The following is a 21452-nucleotide window of genomic DNA, read 5'->3' as shown; positions in this document are numbered from 1 at the left end:
CGCTCGCAATGACGGCTGTGGCTAACGTTGCGTCAAGAACCCCACCACCGCATCCGTGAACGCATGCGGCTGCTCGACATTGGAAATGTGCGCGGCGTCGATGATGGTCATGCTGGCGCCGGGAATGTTGGAGCGGATCAGCTCGGCCGCCGAGATGGGGGTTGCCATGTCGTGACGGCCGGCGATCACCAATGTCGGGCTCTTGATCTTCGGCAACAGCGCGCGCTGGTCGAGCGTCGACAGCGCCTCGCAGCAGGCCAGATACCCTTCGACGGGGGAAGCGAGCAGCATCGCCTTCATCTTCGCGGTGATCTCAGGCTCGCGCTCGCGGAAATCGGCCGTGAGCCAGCCCGCAAGCACGGCATCGGCGACCACTGCGATGCCACCCTTCTTCACCGCGTCGATGCGCTCCAGCCATTTGGTCGGCTCGGCATAATAGCAGGAGGTATTGGCGAGGATCAGCTTGCCGAAGCGCTCCGGCGCATTCGCGCCCAGCCATTGCCCGACCATGCCGCCCATCGACAGGCCGCACCAATGCACCTTCTCGATGTTGAGGTCGTCGAGGATCGCGAGCACGTCGCGGCCGAAGCGCTCCATCGTGTAGGGGCCGGGCGGAACGTTCGACTTGCCGTGGCCACGGCGGTCGTAGCGGATGACGCGGAAGATCTGCGTCAGCGCCTTCATCTGCGGCTCCCACATCTGCAGCGTGCAGCCGAGCGAGTTGGAGAGCATCAGGGTCGGCCCGCCGTCGCGGCCCTCGACGGAGACGTTGATGAGGCAACCGTCGGCATCGATCATGGGCATGGCATGTTCCTCGTCATGCGTGGGCTTGACCCGCGCATCCATCTGAGAAGCGGAATCTATCCAGGATGATGGATTGCCGGGTCAAGCCCGGCAATGACATCAGGAGAGATCCAACGAATCGAGCAGGCGGTCGATCAAGGCCTGCGAAGCCCCTTGATAGGCCATCGGCTCGAACAATGCCGCAATTTTTTCCGGCGGCAGATGCGCGGTGACTTGCGAATCGGCTGACAGCACCTCGCGCAGATGCTTCTTCTCGGCGACCGCACGCTTGCTCGCGGCCTCGATCAGATGATGCGCATCGCTCTTGCCGATCTTGTCGGCCAGCGCAAAGGTGACGGCCTCGGCCATGATCAACCCGTGCGTCGCATCGAGATTGCTGCGCATGCGCGCCGCATCGACATCGAGGCCCTCGGCGATGTCGACGATCGCCGCGAGCGCGCCGGAGGCCACCAGCATCAATTGCGGCAGCGTCGGCCATTCCGCGTGCCAGGGCCCGGCGCTGCGCTCATGGTCCTGCACCTGCGCTGCAAAAATCGTGGCAGCGAGCTGCGGCGCCATGGTGGCTGCGCCGAGCGCGCTTGCGGCCGCGACCGGGTTGCGCTTGTGCGGCATGGTCGAGGAGCCGCCGCGGCCTTCGCCGGCGGGCTCGAACGCTTCGCCGACATCGGTCTGCATCAGCAGCGAGACGTCGCGTGCGATCTTGCCGCAGCTTCCAGCCAGGATCGCGAAACTTGAAGCAGCCTCCGCGATACGGTCGCGATGGGTGTGCCAGGGCGCTTCCGGCAGCGGAAGGTTCAGCTCCTGCGCCAATCTTTCCGCAACGACGAGCCCCTTGTCGCCGAGGGCGGCGAGCGTGCCGGCGGCGCCGCCGAATTGCAGTGCCAGCCCCTCGCGACGGAGCCGCCTGAGGCGACAGCGGGCACGGGCGAGGCTTGCGGCATATTCGGCGGCCTTCAGCCCGAACGGCATCGGCAGCGCGTGCTGGAGCCAGGTCCGCGCCACCATCGCGGTGTTGCGATGGGCGCGGGCGAGCGCCGCAAACCCCTTGATGGCGCGGCTGAGGTCGGCATCCAGTGCATCGATGCCGGCGCGAAGGGTGAGCATGGTCGCGGTGTCGATGACGTCCTGGCTGGTCGCGCCCCAATGCACGTAGCGCGCGGCCTCCGCATCGGCCTTGCCGACATTGGCGGTCAGCGCCTTCACCAGGGGAATCGCGAGATTGCCGGATCGCGTTGCGGCGTCGGCGAGGGCTGCAACGTCAAACCAAGACGCCTTGCAGGCGCCTTGAATTGGCCCGACAGCGGCCGCGGGAATCACGCCGGTAGCGGCCTCGGCCCGTGCCAGCGCTGCCTCGAAATCGAGCATGTTCTGCAGGGTCGACTGGTCGTCGCAGACGGCGCGCATGGCTGCGCTCGACAGCATCGGCGCGAGCAGGGGGGAGAGGGATGTGCTCATATCGTGCGGGACCTAACCATCATGGCCCGGCTCTGCCAATCCAAAACCGCTCGCGCAAGCTTTTTGCAGTTGCGAATATGCATTGCACGTGACCGGGGGCGCCCTTTCCTTTGCGGCGTCCGTGCGTTACTTGAGCAATATTATTCTGACGCGATCTCGGGAGGCACCCCATGGCCATGACAATGAACGGCGAAGTCCAGCTCGCAGCGCCGCGCGAGGCCGTGTGGGCCAAGCTCAACGATCCCGAGGTGCTGAAGGCCTGCATCCCCGGCTGCGAGGAGCTGGAGAAGACCGACGACGGCGGCTTCCGTGCAACGGCAAAAATGAAGGTCGGACCCGTGTCGGCGCGCTTCAAGGGCAAGGTGATGCTGTCAGATCTCGACCCGCCGAACGGCTACAAGATCTCAGGCGAAGGCGAGGGCGGGGTGGCCGGATTCGCCAAGGGCGGGGCCGCGGTCAAGCTCGCGGAGAAGGACGGCGGCACGCTGCTTTCCTACGACGTCGAGGCGCAGATCGGCGGCAAGTTGGCGCAGCTCGGACAGCGCCTGATCAACGGCACCGCCAAGAAGCTGGCCGACGAGTTTTTCGCGAACTTCGCCAAAGCTGTACAGGGCTAGCGGTACAGGGCTGAAACCTATCGCCTTTCGGCATGGCGCCTTGCGTCCGGGGTGATGTTGCCCCAGGGGACAATGGCCCATATGATGGGTTGGAATAATTATAAGAACCGCTTCGACGGGACCCGTCGGGGCGCTGATAGAGAGTGCTTATGGCAAAAATCTCCCTCATCGTGAACGGCAATCCTGTGACGGCCAACGTCGATCCCCGCACGCTTCTGGTGCAGTTCCTGCGCGAGAATCTGCGCCTGACCGGCACCCATGTCGGCTGCGACACCTCGCAGTGCGGCGCCTGCGTCGTGCATCTCGACGGCAAGGCCGTGAAGTCCTGCACCACGCTTGCCGTGATGGCCGACGGTCACGAGGTCAAGACGATCGAGGGACTGGCCGCCGACGGCGCGCCGCTGCATCCGATGCAGGAAGCCTTCCGCGAGCACCATGGCCTGCAGTGCGGCTTCTGCACGCCCGGCATGATCATGACCGCGATCGACATCGTGCACCGCAAGGGCAACGAGCTCGACGACCACACCATCCGCGAGGAGCTGGAAGGCAATCTGTGCCGCTGCACCGGTTACCAGAACATCGTCGCCTCGATCTCCGCCGGCGCCAAGGCGATGGCGAAATCCGATCTCGCGTAACGCGCACCCCGCGATCAGGACATTCAGATGTACGAATTCAAATATCATCGCCCGGGCACCGTGCGCCAGGCGGCCAACCTCCTGGTGAAGAACGAGGACGCCAAGGTGATCGCCGGCGGCCACACGCTGATTCCCGTCATGAAGCAGCGCCTCGCAAGCCCGCCGCATCTGGTCGACCTCTCCCACATCGAAGGGCTCAACACGATCGAGATGAAGGGCCGCTCGCTCGTGATCGGCGCCACCGCCAAGCACGCGGAGGTCGCGACCTCCGCGATCGTCGGTGAGGCGATCCCGTCGCTGGCGAGCCTTGCCGGCGGGATCGGCGATCCTGCCGTGCGCCACCGAGGCACGATCGGCGGCTCGCTCGCCAACAACGATCCGACCGCGGACTATCCGGCTGCCGTGCTCGCGCTGGGCGCCACCATCGTCACCAACAAGCGCCGCCTCAAGGCCGAGGAGTATTTCCAGGGCCTGTTCTCGACCGCGCTGGAAGCCGACGAGATCATCACCAAGGTGATGTTCCCGCTGCCGAAGAAGGCCGCTTACGTCAAATTCCGCAACCAGGCCTCGCGCTACGCGCTGGTCGGCGTGTTCGTGGCGCGGCGTCCGTCGGACGTGCGCGTCGCCGTCACCGGCGCTGGCTCCGACGGCGTGTTCCGCGTCGAGGCGTTCGAGGAAGCGCTGAAGAAGCGCTTCGCCTCGAAGGCGATCGAAGGCATCGAGGTGCCCGCGGAAGGGCTCAACAGCGACATCCACGGCAGTGCCGAATACCGCGCGCATCTCATCGGCGTGCTGACACGGCGCGCCCTTGATGCTGCCAACGCCAAGGGGTGAGGTGAGCTCACTCCTCGGCACAAGACTTGCCCCGTGTGAGGGCGCAAACGAGACTGGCCTTTCATGACTTCAGCGGCCAATACTTCCGGTGCCATGCCGGCATCGGTCGACGCGATGCTCGAACTCCTGACCTCGCGCGGCTATCTGGCCGAGCGGTCGCTGGCGACGGTGACCTATTTGTCGCTGCGCATGGGCAGGCCGCTGTTCCTGGAAGGCGAGGCCGGCGTCGGCAAGACCGAGATCGCGAAGGTGCTGTCGGCCGCGCTGGGGCGGAAGCTGATCCGCCTGCAGTGCTATGAAGGCCTCGACGTCTCCTCGGCGGTCTACGAGTGGAACAGCGCGGCGCAGATGATCGCGATCCGGATGGCGGAAGCCGCCGGCGACACCGATCGCGATCAGCTCTCGAGCGACATCTTCGCCGATCGCTACATGATCAAGCGGCCGCTATTGCAGGCGCTGGAGCCCGACGTCGCCGGCCCGCCGGTGCTGCTGATCGACGAGCTCGACCGCGCCGACGAGGCGTTCGAGGCCTATCTGCTCGAGATCCTCAGTGACTTCCAGGTGACCATCCCCGAATTCGGCACCGTCAAGGCGCCGCATCCGCCGATCGTCATCATCACCTCCAACCGCACCCGCGAGATCCACGATGCGCTGAAGCGGCGCTGTCTCTACCACTGGGTCGATTATCCCGCCGCCGAGCGCGAGCTTGCGATCGTCAAGACGCGTGTGCCCGGCATCTCCGCAAAGCTGTCGCAGCAGGTCGTGCGCTTCGTGCAGGCGCTGCGCAACCAGGACTTCTACAAATCGCCGGGTGTCGCCGAGACCATCGACTGGGCCACCGCGCTGTCCGAGTTAGATGCCCGCTCGCTGACGCCGCAAGTGGTCGGCGACACGCTGGGCGCGCTGCTCAAGTACCAGGACGACATCACCCGCATGCAGGGCGATGCCTTGCAGAAGGTGCTGAAGGAAGCGACGAGCGAGAATTGACGCGCGCGCGTCATCACTGCTCCCGTCATTCCGGGGCGACGCGCAAGCGTCGAGCCCGGAATCCATAACCACGATCGGGAGTATGGATTCCGGGCTCGCGCCAAGTGGCGCGCCCCGGAATGACGAGGGGATGGATACGAGACCATGGCCATCAACCACCTTGCCCCCGAGCAGACCGAGCAGTTCGCCGACAACATCGTCGGCTTCGCCCGCGCGTTGCGCTCTGCGGGCATGCCGGTCGGGCCCGGCGCCGTCATCGATGCCATGAGCGCGCTGCAGGTGATCGACATCGGCAACCGGTCGGATGTCTTCACCACGCTCGAGGCGATCTTCGTCAAGCGCCACGAGCATGCGCTGATCTTCAAGCAGGCCTTCAACCTGTTCTTCCGGGCCTCGGAAGAATGGAAGCACATGCTGGATTCGGTGCCGCTGCCGGAGCAGGCCAAGAAGAAGCCGCAGGCCGGCGCGCGCCGCGTCCAGGAGGCGATGTCGCAGCCGCGCATGACCGAGACGCCGCAGCACCAGGAGCAGGATCTGCGCCTGTCGGTCTCGGACAAGGAGATCCTTCAGAAGAAGGATTTCGCGCAGATGAGCGCGGCGGAGATCACCGAGGCGCTCCATGCCGTCGAGCGGATGCATCTGCCGCAGGCCGAGCTGCTGACGCGCCGGCATCGGCCCGACGCTCGCGGCCTGCGCCTCGACCTCCGCCGCACGCTGCGCGCATCTTTACGCACCGGCGGCGAAATCATCGACATCCATCGCCTCGGCCGAATCGAGAAGCCGGCGCCGATCGTCGCGCTGCTCGACATCTCGGGATCGATGAGCGAATACACCCGCCTGTTCCTGCATTTCCTGCATGCGATCACGGATGCGCGAAAACGCGTCTCGGTGTTCCTGTTCGGCACGCGCCTCACCAACGTAACCCGCGCGCTGCGCCAGCGCGATCCGGACGAGGCGCTGGCGAGCTGCTCGGCCTCGGTCGAGGACTGGGCCGGCGGCACGCGGATCTCGGCCTCGCTGCACAACTTCAACAAATTGTGGGCGCGCCGGGTGCTGAGCCAGGGCGCCATTGTGCTCCTGATCTCCGACGGGCTGGAGCGGGAGGCCGATTCCAGGCTCGCCTTCGAGATGGACCGGCTGCACCGGTCCTGCCGGCGGCTGATCTGGCTCAACCCGCTGTTGCGGTTCGGCGGCTTCGAGGCCAAGGCCCAGGGCATCAAAATGATGCTTCCGCACGTTGACGAATTCCGCCCGGTACATAATTTGAGTTCGATCCAGGAGCTGATCACCACGCTCTCCCAGCCGCTGCCGCCGCATCATCGCAGCCTGATCCGCTCCGCAGCTTGAGAGGCCAGCCATGCTCGATCGCGACGAGGATATCCTGAAGGCGGCGGAGGACTGGCAGAAGGCCGGCCGTGGCGTCGCGCTGGCGACGGTTGTGGAGACCTGGGGCTCGGCCCCGCGCCCGGCGGGCTCCAGCCTCGTCATCAACGACGAGGGCACCTTCCTGGGCTCCGTCTCGGGCGGCTGCGTCGAGGGCGCCGTGGTCACCGAGGCCATGGACGTGATCGAGAGCGGCAAGCCCAAGATGCTGGAATTCGGCGTCGCCGACGAGACCGCTTGGAATGTCGGGCTGTCCTGCGGCGGTACCATCCGCGTCTTCGTCGAGAAGGTCGGCTAGCCGTGAAGCTCGCGATCCTGCACGAACTCAATGCCGAGCGCGCCGCGCGTCGGCCCGTGATCCTGGTCACCGACACCGAGAGTGGCGAGCAGCGCCTGGTGAAGGCTGCGGACTTCGCAAAAGACCCGCTGCGGGCTGAACTGGAAAAGCAGCTTCGCATGGGCAAGAGCGCCAATGTCGAGGTCGGCGGCAAGAAACTCTTCCTCAACGTCTACGCGCCGACCGCAAAGCTCGTGATCATCGGCGCGGTCCATATCAGCCAGGCGCTGGCGCCGCTGGCGCGCTCGCTCGGCTATGACGTCACCGTCGTCGATCCCCGCACCGCGTTTGCGAGCCCCGAGCGCTTCCCCGACATTCCGCTTGTTGCCGAATGGCCCGACACCGCGCTGCCGCCGCTCAATGTCGATGCCTATACGGCGTTCGTCGCGGTGACGCACGATCCCAAGATCGACGATCCCGCGCTGCTGCACGCCTTCGAGCGCAACTGCTTCTATATCGGCGCGCTCGGCTCGCGGAAGACGCATGCCAAGCGCGGCGACCGGCTGCGGGCGCAGGGCGCCAAGGAAAGCGACATCGCGCGCATCCACGCGCCGATTGGCCTTGCGATCGGTGCGGTCTCGCCGTCCGAGATCGCGGTGTCGATCATGGCTGAGATCACGGCGGTGCTACGCCTGCCTCCCAAAGAAAAAGAAGAAGCGGCATGAAGTTCGGCCCGGCGAGCCCCAGGGATGCGATCGGCGGGGTGACCGTCCACACCCTGCGCCAGGGACCGCTGGTGCTGAAGAAGGGCACGACGATTGGCCCTGCCGAGGTCGAGTCGCTCGAGCGCGCCGGCATCAAGGACATCGTCGTGGTGCGCATGGAGGCGGGCGACGTCTCCGAGGACGTCGCGGCCGCCAGCATCGCGCTTGCCGTCGGCGGCGAGGGCATCCATGTCGAGCGCGCCTTCACCGGCCGCGCCAATCTGTTCGCCGCGCAGCCGGGCGTGCTGGTGATCGATCGCGCCGCGGTCGACCGCATCAACAATATCGACGAGGCCATCACCTTTGCGACGCTCACCGCCTACAAGCCGGTGGTCGAGGGCGAGATGGTCGGCACCGTCAAGATCATCCCGTTCGGCGTCGAAGGAAGCCTGCGCGATGCTGCGGTGAAGGCTGCGGGCAAGGACGTCCTGAAGATCGCGCCTTACGTGATCCAGCGCGTCGGCGTCGTCTCGACGCTGCTGCCGGGCCTGTCGTCCAAGGTGATCGACAAGACGCTACGCGTCACCGCCGAGCGCCTTGCGCCGGCCGGCGCCAGCATCATCGCCGAGCGGCGGGTCCAGCACGACGAGCGCGCGCTGTCGGCCGCGATCAAGGAATTGCTCGGCCTCGGCGCCGAGCTCGTCATCGTGTTCGGGGCTTCCGCGATCGCCGACCGTCGTGACGTGATCCCCGCGGCCGTCACCGGAATCGGCGGCGAGATCGAGCATTTCGGCATGCCGGTCGATCCCGGCAATCTCTTGCTGATCGCCCGCGCCGGCAATGTGCCGGTGCTGGGCGCGCCGGGCTGCGCGCGCTCGCCGGTCGAGAACGGGTTCGACTGGGTCCTGATGCGGCTCCTCGCCGGCATCAAGGTGACGCGGTCCGAGCTGATGGGCATGGGCGTCGGCGGCCTCTTGATGGAGATCGTGACGCGACCGCAGCCCCGCGCCCAGCCGGAGCCCGAGGGCAACAGCCAGGTCGCCGCCATCGTGCTCGCGGCCGGCCGTTCCACGCGCATGGGCGGGCCGAACAAGCTGCTCGCCGAGCTCGACGGCAAGAAGCTGGTGCGGATCGCCACCGAGCAGGCGCTGGCTTCGAAAGCATCCGAGGTGATCGTCGTGACCGGCCACCAGACCGAGCTGGTCGAGCAGGCGCTGCAAGGTCTGAAGGTGAAATTCGTCAGGAATCCGGATTTCGCCGGCGGTATCGCCAGCTCGGTCAAGGCCGGCATCGCGGCCGTGCCGGAGACCTGCGATGGCGCCCTGGTTTGCCTCGGCGACATGCCGCTGATCGATGCCGGTCTGATCGATCGCCTGATCGACAGTTTTGCGCCGGACCGCGGCAACCTCATCGTCGTGCCCGTCAGCGAAGGCCGCCGCGGCAATCCCGTGCTGTGGTCGCGCCGTTTCTTCAAGGAGTTGATGACGCTCGACGGCGATGTCGGCGCGCGGCATCTGATCGCCAAGCACACCGAGGCGGTCGCCGAAGTGCCGGTGGATGGTGAGAGCGCCTTCCTCGACATCGACACGCCGCAGGCATTGGAAGCGGCGAGACGGGGATGAAGCTGCCGTAGGGTGGCTTAGCCTTGCGGCTGCGCGAAGCGCGGGCGCTGGGCGTAACCCACCATGTTTCCGCGTTTGCCGAACGAAGGTGGTGGATTACGCCGTGCGGACTGCGCTTCGCGCAGCCGCGAGCTAATCCACCCTACGCACGGCGTGCGTTGCTCGCCTATTTTTTCGTGTTCGACAGCTTCTCGCTGGCGGCCTTCAGGTCGACGCCGCTCTTCGTCAGCAGGGCCTTGTCGCCGCTTGAGAACGTGAAGGTGTCGGCGCCCGCGCTGATGCCGTTCCATGCGACGGCCTCGCCGAGGGACAGATACCACAGTCCCTGGAATCCAGATGAGTTATTGAGCTGTCCGGTCCAGACGGTGGTCGAGCCGCAGCCGAGGAAGTTCACCGAGAAGCTGATGGCGGTGCCGGTGTTGCCGTAGGCCAGCCAGCCCGTCACGCCCTGCGGCTTGCCCTCATCGCAACTGCTCGCTGCATTGTTGGTGTAGGTCCCCGCGATCGCGCCCGTGTTCTGGTTGAAGCTGGTGATGGCCAGCGTCGAGCCGTACTGGTTGGTCCAGGTCCAGTTCACCGACTGCGCATGCGCAGGCAGGGGCCCGATCAGACAGGCCGACGTAATGATTCCGAACAGCACAGCATTGATTGGACGCATGATCGTCTCCTCCGGCTCTCTGCTTGGCGCTCCACGACCTTAAATAACGCAGTTTGGAATTACAACTATAAAGTGCATCACTATTCCGGCATGGCTTTTCAACCACTCGTTCACCAAGTCGAAACGACCGGCGCTTAGAGTTCCCTCCACCTGCCTTGGGGGTGAGGGGTTTTTTCCATGGCTTCGAACGTCGTCGCGCGCCGTTGCGCGATGTTTTTCTTTGCGCTGTCGGTCTGTGTTGCCGGTGCCCGCCACATCACGAATGCTCACGCGGCCGGCGCCTTTGCAGTCGGCAAGTGCGGCGCCTATGGCCAGGCCTTTGATTATGGTGCCGAGCACGAGGCCCGCGCCGCGGCGCAGAAGCAGTGCAAGGGCGACTGCACCACCGTGACGATGAAGCGCGCCTGCGCCGCGATGTCGGTCGACATGACCAACCCCTGCGGCGCTTACGGCTATGCCGTCAAGCCGAAGATCTCGGCCTCGCTCAACGCCGCAACGCGCGAATGCTACAAATACGGCGGCAAGGAATGCGTGATCCGCGCCTGGGCTTGCGACGCCAAGGGTTGATTTCTGGCTCAGTCATTCCGGGGCGCGCGTAGCGCGAACCCGGAATCTCGTGCGATAATCTCCAGATTCCGGGTCTGCGCCTGACGGCGCATCCCGGAATGACAATTTGTGGAGACATGCATGCAGTTCGACACCAAGATCGCCGTCGTGATCCGCACCGACCTGCAGGCCTGGCAGAAGCTCAACGTTGCGGCCTTTCTCACCAGCGGCATCGCGGCTGCGTTTCCTGAATGCATCGGCGAGCCCTATGAGGACGCTTCAAGCACGAAATATCTCTCGCTGATCGGCCAGCCGATCCTGATCTACGGCGCCGATGGCCCCGCGCTGTCGCGCGCGCTCGACCGCGCGCTCACGCGCAACGTCAAGCCTGCCGTCTACACCGAGGACATGTTCAAGACCACGCATGACGCCGCCAATCGCGAGGCGGTGAGGGCGGTGGCCCGCAACGATCTCAATCTCGTCGGCATCGCGATGCGTGCCGAGCGCAAGGTGATCGACAAGATCGTCGACGGCCTCAAGTTCCACAGCTGATAGGCCTGTCACGCTTTGCGCCGCGTTGTCATCGCCATGTCACGATCGCGCGAGCGCTTTGCGTAAACTTTGTGCGGTTTGACTCCAATCAAGGGCGCAGCGCCCGTCGCCGCTAGTCTGTTTCCGCAATCTAGACGGAGCAGACCCATGCCCACCATGAAAGCCGCAGTCGTCAAACAATTCGGCAAGCCGCTGGTGATCGAGGAGGTGTCGGTGCCGCAGCCCGGTCCCGGCGAGGTTCTGGTCAAGGTCAAGGCCTGCGGCGTCTGCCACACCGATCTGCACGCGGCGTCCGGCGACTGGCCGGTGAAGCCGGTTCCGCCCTTCATCCCCGGCCATGAAGCCGCCGGCATCGTCGCAGCGCTCGGGCCCGGCGTGAAGAATCTAAAGGTCGGCGATGCCGTCGGCGTCGCCTGGCTGCACGACGCCTGCATGGCTTGCGAATATTGCGAGACCGGCTGGGAGACGCTGTGCGAGCACCAGCACAACACCGGCTACAGCGTGAACGGCGGCTTCGCCGAATATGTCATTGCCTCGGCCGCCTTCGCGGCCAAGCTGCCGGCAACGATCGATTTCGCCGGCGTCGCGCCGATCCTCTGCGCCGGCGTCACCACCTACAAGGGCTTGAAGGAGACCGAGGCAAAGCCCGGCGAGTGGGTCGTGATCTCGGGCGTCGGCGGGCTCGGCCATGTCGCGGTCCAGTACGCCAAGGCGATGGGACTCAAGGTCGCCGCCGTCGACATCGCCGAAGACAAGCTCAAGCTCGCGCGCGAGACTGGCGCCGATCTCGCTGTGAACGCGCTTGCAGCCGATGCGGTGGACAAGGTGCTGGCGGCAACCGGAGGCGGAGCCCACGGCGTGCTGGTGACAGCGGTCTCGACCCCGGCCTTCGCCCAGGCGCTGAAGATGGTCCGGCGCAAGGGCACCGTCAGCCTCGTCGGCCTGCCGCCGGGCGAATTCCCGACGCCGATCTTCGACGTCGTGCTCAAGCGCATCACCGTGCGCGGCTCCATCGTCGGCACCCGCCGCGACCTCGACGAAGCCATCGCCTTCGCCGCCGACGGCAAGGTCAAGGCCGAAGTGACGAAGGTGCCGCTCGCCGAGATCAACAACGTCTTCGATCGCATGAAGGCCGGCAAGATCGACGGTCGCATGGTACTGGACTTTGGCTAGCACCTCACCCCGGCGGCATGCCTTCGAACTTCGGCAAGTCCGGGTCGAGCTGATCCCAGCCATGCCCGCGCGCGGCGTAGGTCACCGCCTGCGGCTTGTAGCGGGCGGGCTCGTCGAGGCTCGCGGCGCGGATGGTGAAGATGTCGGGCATGGCGGCGAAGGTCAGGTAGACCGGCAGGCCGCACTGCGGACAGAAGCCGCGCGACTTCACGTTGCCGCTGTCGCCGACCATGTCCCAGTGCTTTGCCTCGCCGCTCAGCGTGACGCCGGCGCGCGCGAAGGTCGCATAGGAGCCGTGGCCGCTGCCGCTTTCCCGCTGGCAGTCCCGGCACTGGCAGTGATTGCTGAACAGCGGCTCACCGAGGATCGAATAGCGGATCGCGCCGCAGGCGCAGCCGCCGGTATAGGGTTTGTCCATCGCGATATCTCCTCACTCTTCGCCGCTGATCTCGTCGAGCTGGCGCACGACCTTCTTCCAGCCGCCGCTCATCACCGTGTAGGCCGACTCGTTTCTGGGCAGAACGAAGCCGGCGTGAACCAGGCGGATCCGCGTGCCGGCCTCGACCGGGATGAGGGACCAGGTCACGACGGTGTCGAGCGGCGCGCCGTAACCGGTGTTGCGCTCATCGCCGCCGTTCCAGGCATAGACGAGGCGGCGGTTCGGTACGACCTCGAGAACGCGGCAATGGATCACGCCGTCCCAGTTGCCGCCCGGTTTGGTCTGGAACGTGAAGGCGTTGCCTTCGACGGCCTCGAAGCCGGTCGGCTGCATCAGCCAGCGCGCGATCAACTGCGCGCTGGTCAGCGCCTTCCAGATTGTCTCGGCGGTGTGAGGGAAGACCTCGTCGATGACGATGTCTCTTGTTTCGGCTTTCAACGCGGCTGCACTCACGGATCGATCTCCTTCAAGAGGTCACGCAGGTTCTGGAAGCGCTCGCGCCAGAAAACGCCGTAATGATCCATCCAGGTCACCAGCGGCTCGAGTCCTTGTGGCGCGGCGCGGTAGTAGACGTTGCGGCCCTCGGCGCGCTCGGCGACGAGGCCGGCCTGCTTCAACGACTTCAGGTGCTGCGAGATCGCTCCTTGCGTGACGCCGCTGCCGCGCGTCAGGTCGGCAACGCTGATCTCCTTGCTCTCGAACACACGCTCGAACACGGCGCGCCGCGTCGGATCGGCGAGGGCGCGCATCACCGTGGTGACGGGGTTTGGGGCGGCTTCAATCATGCAATTCAATTAGCAATGGCTAATGCATTAGTCAAGGCTAATTCATCGGCTGGAATAGGACTGCTGCACTGTCTTGACTATGACTGACCAGTCAGTCATATATTGCGAATGACCAAGAAGCCGACCAAAGCGTCCGCAACGCACGCCAGCGTTAAGGGCTCTGCGCCTGGCAGCGTGGAAGTACCCGCCTCGAACCGCGCCACGCGCGCGGCGGAGCGGCGTGCGGCGATCGTGGAGGCGGCGATGGAGGAATTCATCGCGCGCGGCTTTGCCGCGACCCGGCTCGACGACATCGCCAAGCGCGCAGGCGTCGCCAAGGGAACGATCTACCTGCACTTCAAGGACAAGGAATCGATGTTCGAGGAGTTGGTGCGCATCGTCATCGTGCCTGTCGTGGCGCGCCTGACGGCGCTGCCGCCCCCGGCGGGCTCGGTACGCGACCTCATCGAAGCCTTCGCCGGCAACTTCCTCAAGGAGGTGATCGGCACGAAGCGTGGCGATCTCGTGCGCCTGATCGTGGCGGAGGGGCCGCGTTTCCCAGCGGTCGCCGACTTCTACTACCGTGAGGTCGTCTCGCGCGGGATCGCCGCCATGCGCGCGCTGATCGAGCTCGGGATCGCCCGCGGCGAGATCCGCGAGAAGGATCTCGCACGCTATCCGCAGATCCTGGTCGCGCCCGCGATGATTGCGGTGATCTGGCAGAGCCTGTTTGCGCGGCATGCGCCGCTCGACGCGCAGGACATGCTGCGCGTCCATCTTGATTTGATTTTTGGCGAACGGAGGACGACATGAGGTCGTCGCGGGTACTTTCTGCATTTGCATTGGCGCTCGTGCTCGCAACCGGCCTCGCCGGATGCAAGGAGAAGCGCGATCCCGGCTTCCAAGGCTGGGTCGAGGCCGACATGATCTTTGTCAGCCCCGATGAAGCGGGCCGGGTGACGAAGCTTGGCGTGCGCGAGGGCGACGAGGTCAAGGTCGGCGATCAGCTCTATTCGGTCGACGACGACCTCCAGCTTGCCGATCTCAACCAGAACAAGGCGACGCTGGCGAATGCGCAGCAGACTTATGACCGTGCAGCCTCGTTGAACAAGACCGGCTCCGGCACGCAGGCCAATCTGGACTCGGCCGTCTCCGCCCTGCGCGTGGCCGAAGCGCGGGTGGCGACGTCGGAGACGCGCATGGCGCGGCGCAAGGGCTTTGCGCCGGTTGCCGGCACCATCCAGCAGATCTATTTCCGTGAAGGCGAGATGGTGGCGGCGCAGCGGCCGGTGCTCTCGATCATGCCGCCCGGCAACATGAAGCTGCGCTTCTTCGTGCCGGAGACCGAGCTGCCGAAGCTTACAATCGGCGATACCGTGCGGATCGCCTGCGACAATTGCGCCGCCGATCTCACCGCGAAGATCTACTTCATCGCGACCTCGGCGGAATACACCCCGCCTGTCATCTACAGCCTCGAGGAGCGCAACAAGCTCGTCTATCTGATCCAGGCGCGGCCCTCGCGTCCCGACGCTCTTCGCGTCGGGCAGCCGATCGACGTCTACCTCAACCCCAAGACACCCGTGGCGGACAAGCGATGAACGGCGATAGCGGCATCGCCATCGACGTCAAGGGGCTGACGAAATCGTTCGGCGGCCGCGAGGTCGTGCATGATCTGTCGATGCAGGTGAAGCGCGGCTCGATCTACGGCTTCCTCGGGCCGAACGGTTCTGGCAAGACCACCACCATCCGCATCCTCTGCGGCCTGCTCACGCCCGACAGCGGCGAGGGTACCTGTCTCGGCTACGACATCCGGCGTGATGCCGAGAAGATCAAGCGCCAGGTCGGCTACATGACCCAGCGCTTCAGCCTGTACCAGGATCTGTCGGTGCGGGAGAATCTCGAATTCGTCGCGCGGCTCTATGGCCTCACCGACGCGCGCGGCGCGGCACGTGACATGATCAAGCGGCTCGGGCTTTCGGGGCGCGAGGAGCAGCTTGCCGGCGAACTCTCCGGCGGCTGGAAGCAGCGGCTTGCACTCGGGGCCTGCACGCTGCCGAGCCCAAAACTGCTGCTGCTGGACGAGCCGACGGCGGGCGTCGATCCCAAGGCGCGGCGCGATTTCTGGAACGAGATCCATGCGCTCGCGGCCGACGGCCTCACCGTGCTGGTCTCGACCCACTACATGGACGAAGCCGAGCGCTGTCACGAGATCGCCTACATCGCCTACGGCCATCTGCTCGCGCACGGCACGGTGGAGGAGGTGATCGCGAAATCGGCGCTCACGACCTACACCGTCACGGGCGAGAACCTGAACGGGCTCACGGCCGCGCTCACCGGCAAGCCGGGCGTGGACATGGTGGCGCCGTTCGGGACCTCGCTGCACGTTTCGGGGCGCGACGTCGCCGCTCTCGAAGCCAGCATCGCGCCGTGGCGCGACAAGGGCGGTCTGCACTGGCATAAATCGTCGCCGTCGCTCGAAGACGTGTTCATCGAGCTGATGAGCCGCTCCAGGGACAATTTCCAATGAGCGCAGCCGATCAACCCGCCCCAACGCACGAAATCCGCGAACGCTTCGGCTTCTGGAAGCGCTCATACGCGATGCTGATCAAGGAATTCATCCAGCTCCGGCGCGACCGCGTCTCGTTCGCGATGATCGTGATGCTGCCGGTGATGCAGCTCCTGTTGTTCGGCTATGCCATCAACACCACGCCGCACCGTCTTCCGAGCGCAGTACTGCTGCAGGAAGACAGCGATCTCGCCCGCTCGATCCTGAAGGCGCTGGAGAACACCGCCTATTTCCGTTTCCTCTACGAGGTGCACGACGTCGATGATTTCGACAATCTCTTGAAGTCCGGCAAGGTGCTGTTCGGCGTCGAGATCCCGCGCGGCTTCGAGCGGGCGGTGCGGCGCGGCGACAAGCCGGCGCTGCTGGTCGCGGCCGACGCCACCGATCCGGTTGCGGCGAGTTCGGCGATCGGCTCGCTTGGTATGGTCGTGCAGACCGCGCTCAAGCACGATCTCTACATCGGCGATCCCCCGGAGATGCCGTTCGAGATCCGCGCACATGCCCGCTACAATCCCGCCGCAGCTTCGAGCCTCAACATCGTGCCGGGCCTCGTCGGCACCATCCTCACCATGACCATGCTGATCTTCACCGCGCTTTCGGTCACGCGCGAGGTCGAGCGCGGCACCATGGAGAGCCTGTTGTCGATGCCGATCAAGCCGGTCGAGGTGATGTTCGGCAAGATCATCCCTTACGTGCTGGTCGGATTCGTCCAGGCCTTCCTGATCATCGGCATCGGCGTCGGCCTGTTCGGCGTGCCCGTGCTCGGCAATCTGTTCCTGCTGGCGCTGCTCTCGACGCTGTTCATCACCACCAATCTGTCGATCGGCTACACCATCTCGACATTGGTGCAGAACCAGCTCCAGGCGATGCAGATGTCGATGATGTTCTTCCTGCCGAGCATTCTGCTCTCCGGCTTCATGTTCCCGTTCGCCGGGATGCCGGCCTGGGCGCAATATGTCGGCGAGGCCCTGCCGCTGACCCACTACCTGCGCATCGTGCGTGCCATCATGCTCAAAGGCGCGACCATGGAGAACCTGCGCTTCGACGCGCTGGCGCTGGCGGCCCTGATGCTGATCGCCATGACCATCGCCGTGACGCGCTTCCGCCGCACGCTGGATTGAGGCAAACTGGCCCTTGAGAGTCATTCCGGGGCACGCGTGGCGCGAACCCGGAATCTCGAGATTCCGGGTTCGCGACTGCGTCGCGCCCCGGAATGACCAGGGGGTGGAATGGTCCGGTTTGCGAGCAGGAAGATGCGGCAGCATGCCGCCTTGTCCGAGGATTTCGAGCGCGAGCTGACGCGCGAGGTGCTGCGCACCGAGCTGTTGCGGGTGAGGGCGCTGATCATGACGGGCTGCGTCATGATGTTGTTCCTCACCGCGATCTACCTGGTCGATCCCGTCGTGGTGAACCGGGTCTGGCGCGGCACCGAGGGGCTCGCCGAGGTCTACGGTCTGCTCGTCGGCTTCATTCTGTTCGAGGTCTGGATCCATACCCAGATCAGGAAGAACCTCAAGCTCGACCGCGACCTGCCGGTTGTCAGGCGCTATATCGGCGCGCTGATCGAGACCTCGATGCCCACGGTGATCCTGATCCTGCAGATCCGGACCATGGGCGCAACCCAGGCGCTCGGCTTCGCGGTGCCGCTGATCTATTTCATCTTCGTCATCCTCTCGACCCTGCGGCTCGATTTCTGGCTCTCCACCTTCACCGGATTCGTTGCGGCCGCCCAGCTGTTCGTCGTCGCCTCGATCTATGATTCCTCGAGCTTCGGCGAGCCGCAGACCTATTTCCACGCGGTGCGCAGCACCATCATCCTGATCTGCGGCGTGCTCGCGGGCTCCGTCGGCGCACAGCTCCGCCGCCAGTTTGCCGCGAGCATTGCAGCCGCCACCGCGCGCGACCGGGTGACGAACCTGTTCGGCCAGCACGTGTCCCCGCAAGTGGTGGAGCGGCTGATGGCTGCAGGAACCAGCGCGGGCGGCGATGTCCGCCGCGTCGCGGTGATGTTCGTCGATTTCCGCGGCTTCACCGCCGGGGCGCAGTCGCGCACCCCGCAAGAGGTCGTCGACCGGCTCGACGGCGCCTTCGCGGTGCTGGTCGACATCCTCGACCGCCAGGGCGGCATCGTGAACAAGTTTTTGGGCGACGGCTTCCTTGCGCTGTTCGGCGCGCCGCTGGAGGCTTCCGACGCCGCTCACCGCGCGGTTGCCGCCGGCCGCGAGATGCTGACCGCCATGGACCACATCAACGCGGAGACGAGCTGGCCGCTGCGGATCGGCATCGGCATCCATTTCGGCGAGGTCGTCGCCGGCAACATCGGCTCGCCCCGGCGCAAGGAATACACGGTGATCGGCGACACCGTGAATTTTGCTTCGCGCCTGGAGGCGCTGAACAAGGATTTCGGCTCGCAGCTCCTGATCTCCGCATCCGTGCGCGACGCGCTGGGCGCGGACGGCGACGATGCCGTCGCGCTCGGAGAGGTCGAGGTGCGCGGCTACGAGCAGAAGGTCGCGGTGTTTCAGCTGGGGTAGGGCGCCTTCAAATGTGAGTCGCGCTGCGTTGAAGCGTAGTCGCGCTGCCTTGAAGACGCGTGATGAAATATCCCTGCTAGCTTCCGGGTCCTGCACTGTGGAAGCCGAAACGTCTCGGCTTTCATTTGTCACCCGGAGAAAGCCAATGACCCGATTGATCCTTGTTGCGGCCGTCCTGATCGCCGCCGCCGCCACCCAGACTCAGGCCGCATCGGTGCGCCACGCTACCCCGCCGCGCGCTGCTGTAACCCAAGCAGCGACCGACTCCTGTGTCAGGGCTCCGGCAGAGGGTTCGTTTGCCTCTGCGCCCTACACGCAGCCCCCCTGCCTGCCGAACACGGGCTACTCGTACGCCTACTAACGATCACGACCGACGATGTCGGGCTGGCGAAATCGCTAGCCCGGCTTCGCGAATTGCTGCGGCTCGTCAGCTTCGAACACGTCAATGCCATTGCTCCGATTGCTCCGAATTTTGGGGCATGACGAGCGATGTTTTCGGCTTGTAGAGTGCTGCGCGATGCGGCCGGTCGTGGCCGCCATTTGCATGGGGAAGCGAAAGATGCAGCGCCGCTACATCACCGTCGACGTGTTCACCGACCGCGCCTTCGGCGGTAACCAGCTCGCCGTGGTGCTCGACGCCGGCGGCCTGTCGACCGCGCAGATGCAGGCGATCGCCACCGAGTTCAACTATTCCGAGACGACCTTCGTTTTGCCGCCGCGCGACAAGGCCAATGATGCCGAGGTGCGCATCTTCACGCCGGTGAGGGAGATGCCGTTCGCCGGCCATCCCAATGTCGGCACCTCCTTCGTGCTGGCGAGTCTTGCGAAGGAGCCGAAACCGCGCCTTCTGTTCGAGGAGAAGGCGGGGCTGGTACCGGTCGACATCGTGCGCGAGCAGGGCAGGGTGATCAGTACCGAGCTCACCGCGCCGCAGCCGCTGTCGCGGCTGGCGGAGGTTTCAGCCGCTGACGTCGCGGCTTGCATCTCCTTGACGGCTGACGACATCAGGACCGATCACCATGCGCCGCAGGTCGTCGGCGTCGGAACGCCGTTCCTGGTGGCGGAGGTGCATTCGCGCGATGCGCTCAAGCGGGCAAGGCCCGACGCGGCCGCGTTCGGCAGGGTCCTGCCGCGCGACGACGCCCGCTCGGTGTGGTTCTACACGCGCGATGTGCCCGCAGCGGAGGCGCCCAGCGAGCGGCAGGCGCGGATGTTCATGCGCGGCGCCGGCGGTCTCGCCGAAGATCCCGCCACCGGCAGCGCCACGGTAGCCGCAGCCGCACTGTTCGCCGATCTCGATCCCACCCGCGACGGCGAGCTGAAGCTCACGGTCGGCCAGGGGTTTGACATGGGCCGGCCGAGCCTGCTGCTGACGCGCGTGCGCAAGCAGGGCGGCAAGGTTGTGTCCGCTCATGTCGGCGGCAGCTGCGTGCAGATGATGGAGGGGACGTTCAAGCTGGCGGGGGAAGGGTAGGAGATTCGTAGCCCGGATGGAGCGAAGCGTAATCCGGGGCGATCCCTGCGCGGGACAAAGGTCCCGGATTACGCTTCGCTCCATCCGGGCTACAGAACGAGCCAGCTACACCTGCCGCCCCGCCAGATTCTTCACCGTCACCCCATCGCGCTCCTCGATGATCTCCGCGATCATCTGGCGGTGGCAGTGGGTGTGGTCGCGCTCGTAGCAGAGCAGGCACACCGGGCCGGCCTTCTTCACCAGCGCCGATAGCTCGTCCATCTCTTCCTTCGCCTGCGGCGTCTTCAGGTGCTTTGAATAGATCTTCTCCAGCGCGCCGTATTGTCCACTGCGCGCGGCAAGGCGGCCCTCCTTCGGCGTGCCGAGGGCTGCGAGATGGACATAGGCGATGCCGCGCTCGTCGAGTCCGGCGGACAGTTGTTTCTTGGAAAAGCCCGGCCGGCGCGATGACGTCACCGCGCGCACGTCGACGACGAGCTTGACGCCTGCCTCTTCCAGCTCGTCGAGCACCGCCTTGGGCGGTGTCTGCTCATAGCCGATGGTGAACAGCTTCTTCGCCCTTGCCATGAACCATCCTCAGCTCACCCGCGCGATCAGTTCCATGGCGCCATGCGGTGCGCGTACCTTGCCCTCGTGGATGACGTAGGCAAATACGTCGCGCGGCTCCTTCTTGGGCTTGGTCTTGTCAACCTTCGGCAGATCGTCCGGTTCACTGCCTGAAGCCCAATCCTTGAAGCGCTCCGCCCAGGCATCGAGCTGCTTCGGCGGATAGCAGGTCTTGATCTCGTCATTGCCCTTCTGCAACCGCGCATAGACGAAATTGCCGGCAACGTCGGCGATCGCCGGATATTTGCCGTGCTCGGCGAACACCACCGGCGTCTCGAACTCGCGGATCAGCGCGACGAAATCGGGCGTGCAGAAGCTGTCGTGGCGGACCTCGACCACGTGGCGCAGCGCGCGCCCGTCGAGCTTGCGCGGCAGCAGCTCCAAGAACTTGCCGAAATCGGCGCCGTCGAATTTCTTGGTCGGCGCGAACTGCCACAGCACGGGGCCGAGATGATCGCCGAGTTCCAGCACGCCGGAATCGTAAAACCGCTTGATGGAGTCGCCGGCCTCGGCCAGCACGCGGCGGTTGGTGGCGAAGCGTGGTCCCTTCACCGAGAACACGAAGCCATCAGGCACCTCGCTCGCCCATTTGCGAAAGCTCTCCGGCTTCTGCGAGCCGTAATAGGTGCCGTTGATCTCGATCGAGGTCAGCTTCGAAGCGGCGTAGGACAGCTCCTTGGCCTGCGTCAGCTTCTCCGGATAGAACACGCCGCGCCAGGGCTCGAAGGTCCAGCCGCCGATGCCGATGAAGATGTTGCCGGATTTTTTGGACACGGTTTTTGCTTTGGCCACGGAAGGATCTCGCATCGACGTGGAGGGGAG

The 21452-nt window shown here is 65.3% G+C and carries 25 protein-coding genes; 17 read left to right on the top strand and 8 right to left on the bottom strand.

Annotated features, from left to right (window positions below):
- Positions 1-21: 21 nt before the first annotated feature.
- Entirely contained in the window at positions 22-804 is a 783-nt protein-coding gene (gene pcaD / locus IQ16_RS10285; protein WP_026312439.1) for a 3-oxoadipate enol-lactonase, read from the bottom strand.
- Between the two features lie 99 nt (positions 805-903).
- On the bottom strand, positions 904-2259 hold the full coding sequence (locus IQ16_RS10280) for a 3-carboxy-cis,cis-muconate cycloisomerase (protein WP_018645848.1): 1356 nt from the start codon (positions 2257-2259) through the stop codon (positions 904-906).
- Positions 2260-2429: 170 nt separating this feature from the next.
- Here IQ16_RS10280 and IQ16_RS10275 point away from each other — a divergent pair, with 170 nt between their 5' ends.
- From IQ16_RS10275 to IQ16_RS10240, 8 genes are all read left to right on the top strand, one after another.
- Positions 2430-2876 carry an SRPBCC family protein gene (locus IQ16_RS10275; protein ID WP_018645847.1) on the top strand — a complete coding sequence of 149 codons (447 nt, stop codon included), beginning with the start codon at positions 2430-2432 and terminating at the stop codon, positions 2874-2876.
- Positions 2877-3025: 149 nt separating this feature from the next.
- Positions 3026-3511, top strand: a complete 486-nt coding sequence (locus IQ16_RS10270; RefSeq protein WP_008137528.1) for a (2Fe-2S)-binding protein — start codon at positions 3026-3028, stop codon at positions 3509-3511.
- Between the two features lie 27 nt (positions 3512-3538).
- Entirely contained in the window at positions 3539-4345 is an 807-nt protein-coding gene (locus IQ16_RS10265) for an FAD binding domain-containing protein (RefSeq protein ID WP_018645845.1), read from the top strand.
- 63 nt (positions 4346-4408) lie between these two features.
- A complete protein-coding gene (locus IQ16_RS10260; RefSeq protein WP_018645844.1) occupies positions 4409-5332 on the top strand; it encodes an AAA family ATPase in 924 nt (307 codons plus the stop codon).
- 144 nt (positions 5333-5476) lie between these two features.
- Positions 5477-6679: a vWA domain-containing protein gene (locus IQ16_RS10255; RefSeq protein ID WP_018645843.1), complete on the top strand. Its 1203-nt coding sequence runs from the start codon at positions 5477-5479 to the stop codon at positions 6677-6679.
- A 10-nt stretch (positions 6680-6689) separates the two neighbouring features.
- Positions 6690-7013: an XdhC family protein gene (locus tag IQ16_RS10250; protein ID WP_008564652.1), complete on the top strand. Its 324-nt coding sequence runs from the start codon at positions 6690-6692 to the stop codon at positions 7011-7013.
- Positions 7014-7015: 2 nt separating this feature from the next.
- Positions 7016-7717, top strand: coding sequence for an XdhC family protein (locus IQ16_RS10245; RefSeq protein ID WP_018645842.1), 702 nt, complete (start codon positions 7016-7018; stop codon positions 7715-7717).
- Positions 7714-9318: an NTP transferase domain-containing protein gene (locus IQ16_RS10240; protein WP_018645841.1), complete on the top strand. Its 1605-nt coding sequence runs from the start codon at positions 7714-7716 to the stop codon at positions 9316-9318. The genes IQ16_RS10245 and IQ16_RS10240 overlap by 4 nt, the downstream gene beginning before the upstream one ends.
- 166 nt (positions 9319-9484) lie before the next feature.
- On the opposite strand, the gene IQ16_RS10235 is transcribed toward IQ16_RS10240, so the two are convergent.
- Positions 9485-9976, bottom strand: a complete 492-nt coding sequence (locus tag IQ16_RS10235; protein ID WP_018645840.1) for an avidin/streptavidin family protein — start codon at positions 9974-9976, stop codon at positions 9485-9487.
- Between the two features lie 177 nt (positions 9977-10153).
- On the opposite strand from IQ16_RS10235, the gene IQ16_RS10230 reads away from it, so the two are divergent.
- From IQ16_RS10230 to adhP, 3 genes are all read left to right on the top strand, one after another.
- Entirely contained in the window at positions 10154-10543 is a 390-nt protein-coding gene (locus IQ16_RS10230; RefSeq protein WP_018645839.1) for a DUF4189 domain-containing protein, read from the top strand.
- Positions 10544-10663: 120 nt separating this feature from the next.
- The gene (locus IQ16_RS10225) at positions 10664-11074 is read left to right on the top strand and encodes a DUF2000 family protein (protein WP_026312438.1); all 411 of its coding nucleotides are present in this window, start codon (positions 10664-10666) and stop codon (positions 11072-11074) included.
- A gap of 147 nt (positions 11075-11221) precedes the next feature.
- The gene (adhP, locus tag IQ16_RS10220; protein ID WP_018645837.1) at positions 11222-12247 is read left to right on the top strand and encodes an alcohol dehydrogenase AdhP; all 1026 of its coding nucleotides are present in this window, start codon (positions 11222-11224) and stop codon (positions 12245-12247) included.
- Positions 12248-12251: 4 nt separating this feature from the next.
- Here adhP and IQ16_RS10215 read toward each other — a convergent pair whose 3' ends face one another.
- Genes IQ16_RS10215 through IQ16_RS10205 form a run of 3 tightly spaced genes read right to left on the bottom strand, consistent with a single transcriptional unit; the run spans position 12252 to position 13471 of the window.
- Positions 12252-12665 carry a GFA family protein gene (locus IQ16_RS10215; RefSeq protein ID WP_018645836.1) on the bottom strand — a complete coding sequence of 138 codons (414 nt, stop codon included), beginning with the start codon at positions 12663-12665 and terminating at the stop codon, positions 12252-12254.
- 12 nt (positions 12666-12677) lie between these two features.
- Positions 12678-13139, bottom strand: coding sequence for an SRPBCC family protein (locus tag IQ16_RS10210; protein WP_018645835.1), 462 nt, complete (start codon positions 13137-13139; stop codon positions 12678-12680).
- Positions 13136-13471, bottom strand: a complete 336-nt coding sequence (locus tag IQ16_RS10205) for an ArsR/SmtB family transcription factor (RefSeq protein ID WP_018645834.1) — start codon at positions 13469-13471, stop codon at positions 13136-13138. The genes IQ16_RS10210 and IQ16_RS10205 overlap by 4 nt, the downstream gene beginning before the upstream one ends.
- Before the next feature lie 108 nt (positions 13472-13579).
- On the opposite strand from IQ16_RS10205, the gene IQ16_RS10200 reads away from it, so the two are divergent.
- The 6 genes from IQ16_RS10200 to IQ16_RS10170 all read left to right on the top strand — a co-directional run bounded on the left by IQ16_RS10200 (position 13580) and on the right by IQ16_RS10170 (position 20024).
- Positions 13580-14263, top strand: a complete 684-nt coding sequence (locus IQ16_RS10200; RefSeq protein ID WP_018645833.1) for a TetR/AcrR family transcriptional regulator — start codon at positions 13580-13582, stop codon at positions 14261-14263.
- Complete coding sequence (locus IQ16_RS10195) at positions 14260-15048, top strand: HlyD family secretion protein (RefSeq protein ID WP_018645832.1); 789 nt, start codon at positions 14260-14262, stop codon at positions 15046-15048. The genes IQ16_RS10200 and IQ16_RS10195 overlap by 4 nt, the downstream gene beginning before the upstream one ends.
- Positions 15045-15977, top strand: a complete 933-nt coding sequence (locus IQ16_RS10190; protein WP_018645831.1) for an ABC transporter ATP-binding protein — start codon at positions 15045-15047, stop codon at positions 15975-15977. The genes IQ16_RS10195 and IQ16_RS10190 overlap by 4 nt, the downstream gene beginning before the upstream one ends.
- On the top strand, positions 15974-17137 hold the full coding sequence (locus tag IQ16_RS10185) for an ABC transporter permease (RefSeq protein ID WP_018645830.1): 1164 nt from the start codon (positions 15974-15976) through the stop codon (positions 17135-17137). The genes IQ16_RS10190 and IQ16_RS10185 overlap by 4 nt, the downstream gene beginning before the upstream one ends.
- A 108-nt stretch (positions 17138-17245) precedes the next feature.
- Positions 17246-18550: an adenylate/guanylate cyclase domain-containing protein gene (locus tag IQ16_RS10180; RefSeq protein ID WP_018645829.1), complete on the top strand. Its 1305-nt coding sequence runs from the start codon at positions 17246-17248 to the stop codon at positions 18548-18550.
- A gap of 559 nt (positions 18551-19109) precedes the next feature.
- Positions 19110-20024 (top strand): PhzF family phenazine biosynthesis protein, encoded by a 915-nt coding sequence (locus tag IQ16_RS10170; protein WP_026312437.1) that lies wholly within the window; start codon positions 19110-19112, stop codon positions 20022-20024.
- Between the two features lie 105 nt (positions 20025-20129).
- Here IQ16_RS10170 and IQ16_RS10165 read toward each other — a convergent pair whose 3' ends face one another.
- Both IQ16_RS10165 and IQ16_RS10160 read right to left on the bottom strand, forming a co-directional pair.
- Complete coding sequence (locus IQ16_RS10165) at positions 20130-20591, bottom strand: DUF488 domain-containing protein (RefSeq protein WP_018645826.1); 462 nt, start codon at positions 20589-20591, stop codon at positions 20130-20132.
- A 9-nt stretch (positions 20592-20600) separates the two neighbouring features.
- Positions 20601-21437 carry a DUF72 domain-containing protein gene (locus IQ16_RS10160; RefSeq protein ID WP_018645825.1) on the bottom strand — a complete coding sequence of 279 codons (837 nt, stop codon included), beginning with the start codon at positions 21435-21437 and terminating at the stop codon, positions 20601-20603.
- Positions 21438-21452: the final 15 nt, after the last annotated feature.

It is taken from the genome of Bradyrhizobium huanghuaihaiense, assembly GCF_007830635.1.
Classification (GTDB): Bacteria; Pseudomonadota; Alphaproteobacteria; order Rhizobiales; family Xanthobacteraceae; genus Bradyrhizobium; species Bradyrhizobium huanghuaihaiense.
This window is presented reverse-complemented; position numbering and strand designations above follow the sequence as displayed.

What these genes read in the sequence shown, in the direction of transcription:
- pcaD (WP_026312439.1), bottom strand. Translation starts at nt 804, where the DNA reads ATGCCCATGATCGATGCCGACGGTTGCCTCATCAACGTCTCCGTCGAG.
- IQ16_RS10280 (WP_018645848.1), bottom strand. Translation starts at nt 2,259, where the DNA reads ATGAGCACATCCCTCTCCCCCCTGCTCGCGCCGATGCTGTCGAGCGCA.
- IQ16_RS10275 (WP_018645847.1), top strand. Translation starts at nt 2,430, where the DNA reads ATGGCCATGACAATGAACGGCGAAGTCCAGCTCGCAGCGCCGCGCGAG.
- IQ16_RS10270 (WP_008137528.1), top strand. Translation starts at nt 3,026, where the DNA reads ATGGCAAAAATCTCCCTCATCGTGAACGGCAATCCTGTGACGGCCAAC.
- IQ16_RS10265 (WP_018645845.1), top strand. Translation starts at nt 3,539, where the DNA reads ATGTACGAATTCAAATATCATCGCCCGGGCACCGTGCGCCAGGCGGCC.
- IQ16_RS10260 (WP_018645844.1), top strand. Translation starts at nt 4,409, where the DNA reads ATGACTTCAGCGGCCAATACTTCCGGTGCCATGCCGGCATCGGTCGAC.
- IQ16_RS10255 (WP_018645843.1), top strand. Translation starts at nt 5,477, where the DNA reads ATGGCCATCAACCACCTTGCCCCCGAGCAGACCGAGCAGTTCGCCGAC.
- IQ16_RS10250 (WP_008564652.1), top strand. Translation starts at nt 6,690, where the DNA reads ATGCTCGATCGCGACGAGGATATCCTGAAGGCGGCGGAGGACTGGCAG.
- IQ16_RS10240 (WP_018645841.1), top strand. Translation starts at nt 7,714, where the DNA reads ATGAAGTTCGGCCCGGCGAGCCCCAGGGATGCGATCGGCGGGGTGACC.
- IQ16_RS10235 (WP_018645840.1), bottom strand. Translation starts at nt 9,976, where the DNA reads ATGCGTCCAATCAATGCTGTGCTGTTCGGAATCATTACGTCGGCCTGT.
- IQ16_RS10230 (WP_018645839.1), top strand. Translation starts at nt 10,154, where the DNA reads ATGGCTTCGAACGTCGTCGCGCGCCGTTGCGCGATGTTTTTCTTTGCG.
- IQ16_RS10225 (WP_026312438.1), top strand. Translation starts at nt 10,664, where the DNA reads ATGCAGTTCGACACCAAGATCGCCGTCGTGATCCGCACCGACCTGCAG.
- adhP (WP_018645837.1), top strand. Translation starts at nt 11,222, where the DNA reads ATGCCCACCATGAAAGCCGCAGTCGTCAAACAATTCGGCAAGCCGCTG.
- IQ16_RS10215 (WP_018645836.1), bottom strand. Translation starts at nt 12,665, where the DNA reads ATGGACAAACCCTATACCGGCGGCTGCGCCTGCGGCGCGATCCGCTAT.
- IQ16_RS10205 (WP_018645834.1), bottom strand. Translation starts at nt 13,471, where the DNA reads ATGATTGAAGCCGCCCCAAACCCCGTCACCACGGTGATGCGCGCCCTC.
- IQ16_RS10200 (WP_018645833.1), top strand. Translation starts at nt 13,580, where the DNA reads ATGACCAAGAAGCCGACCAAAGCGTCCGCAACGCACGCCAGCGTTAAG.
- IQ16_RS10195 (WP_018645832.1), top strand. Translation starts at nt 14,260, where the DNA reads ATGAGGTCGTCGCGGGTACTTTCTGCATTTGCATTGGCGCTCGTGCTC.
- IQ16_RS10190 (WP_018645831.1), top strand. Translation starts at nt 15,045, where the DNA reads ATGAACGGCGATAGCGGCATCGCCATCGACGTCAAGGGGCTGACGAAA.
- IQ16_RS10185 (WP_018645830.1), top strand. Translation starts at nt 15,974, where the DNA reads ATGAGCGCAGCCGATCAACCCGCCCCAACGCACGAAATCCGCGAACGC.
- IQ16_RS10180 (WP_018645829.1), top strand. Translation starts at nt 17,246, where the DNA reads ATGGTCCGGTTTGCGAGCAGGAAGATGCGGCAGCATGCCGCCTTGTCC.
- IQ16_RS10170 (WP_026312437.1), top strand. Translation starts at nt 19,110, where the DNA reads ATGCAGCGCCGCTACATCACCGTCGACGTGTTCACCGACCGCGCCTTC.
- IQ16_RS10165 (WP_018645826.1), bottom strand. Translation starts at nt 20,591, where the DNA reads ATGGCAAGGGCGAAGAAGCTGTTCACCATCGGCTATGAGCAGACACCG.
- IQ16_RS10160 (WP_018645825.1), bottom strand. Translation starts at nt 21,437, where the DNA reads ATGCGAGATCCTTCCGTGGCCAAAGCAAAAACCGTGTCCAAAAAATCC.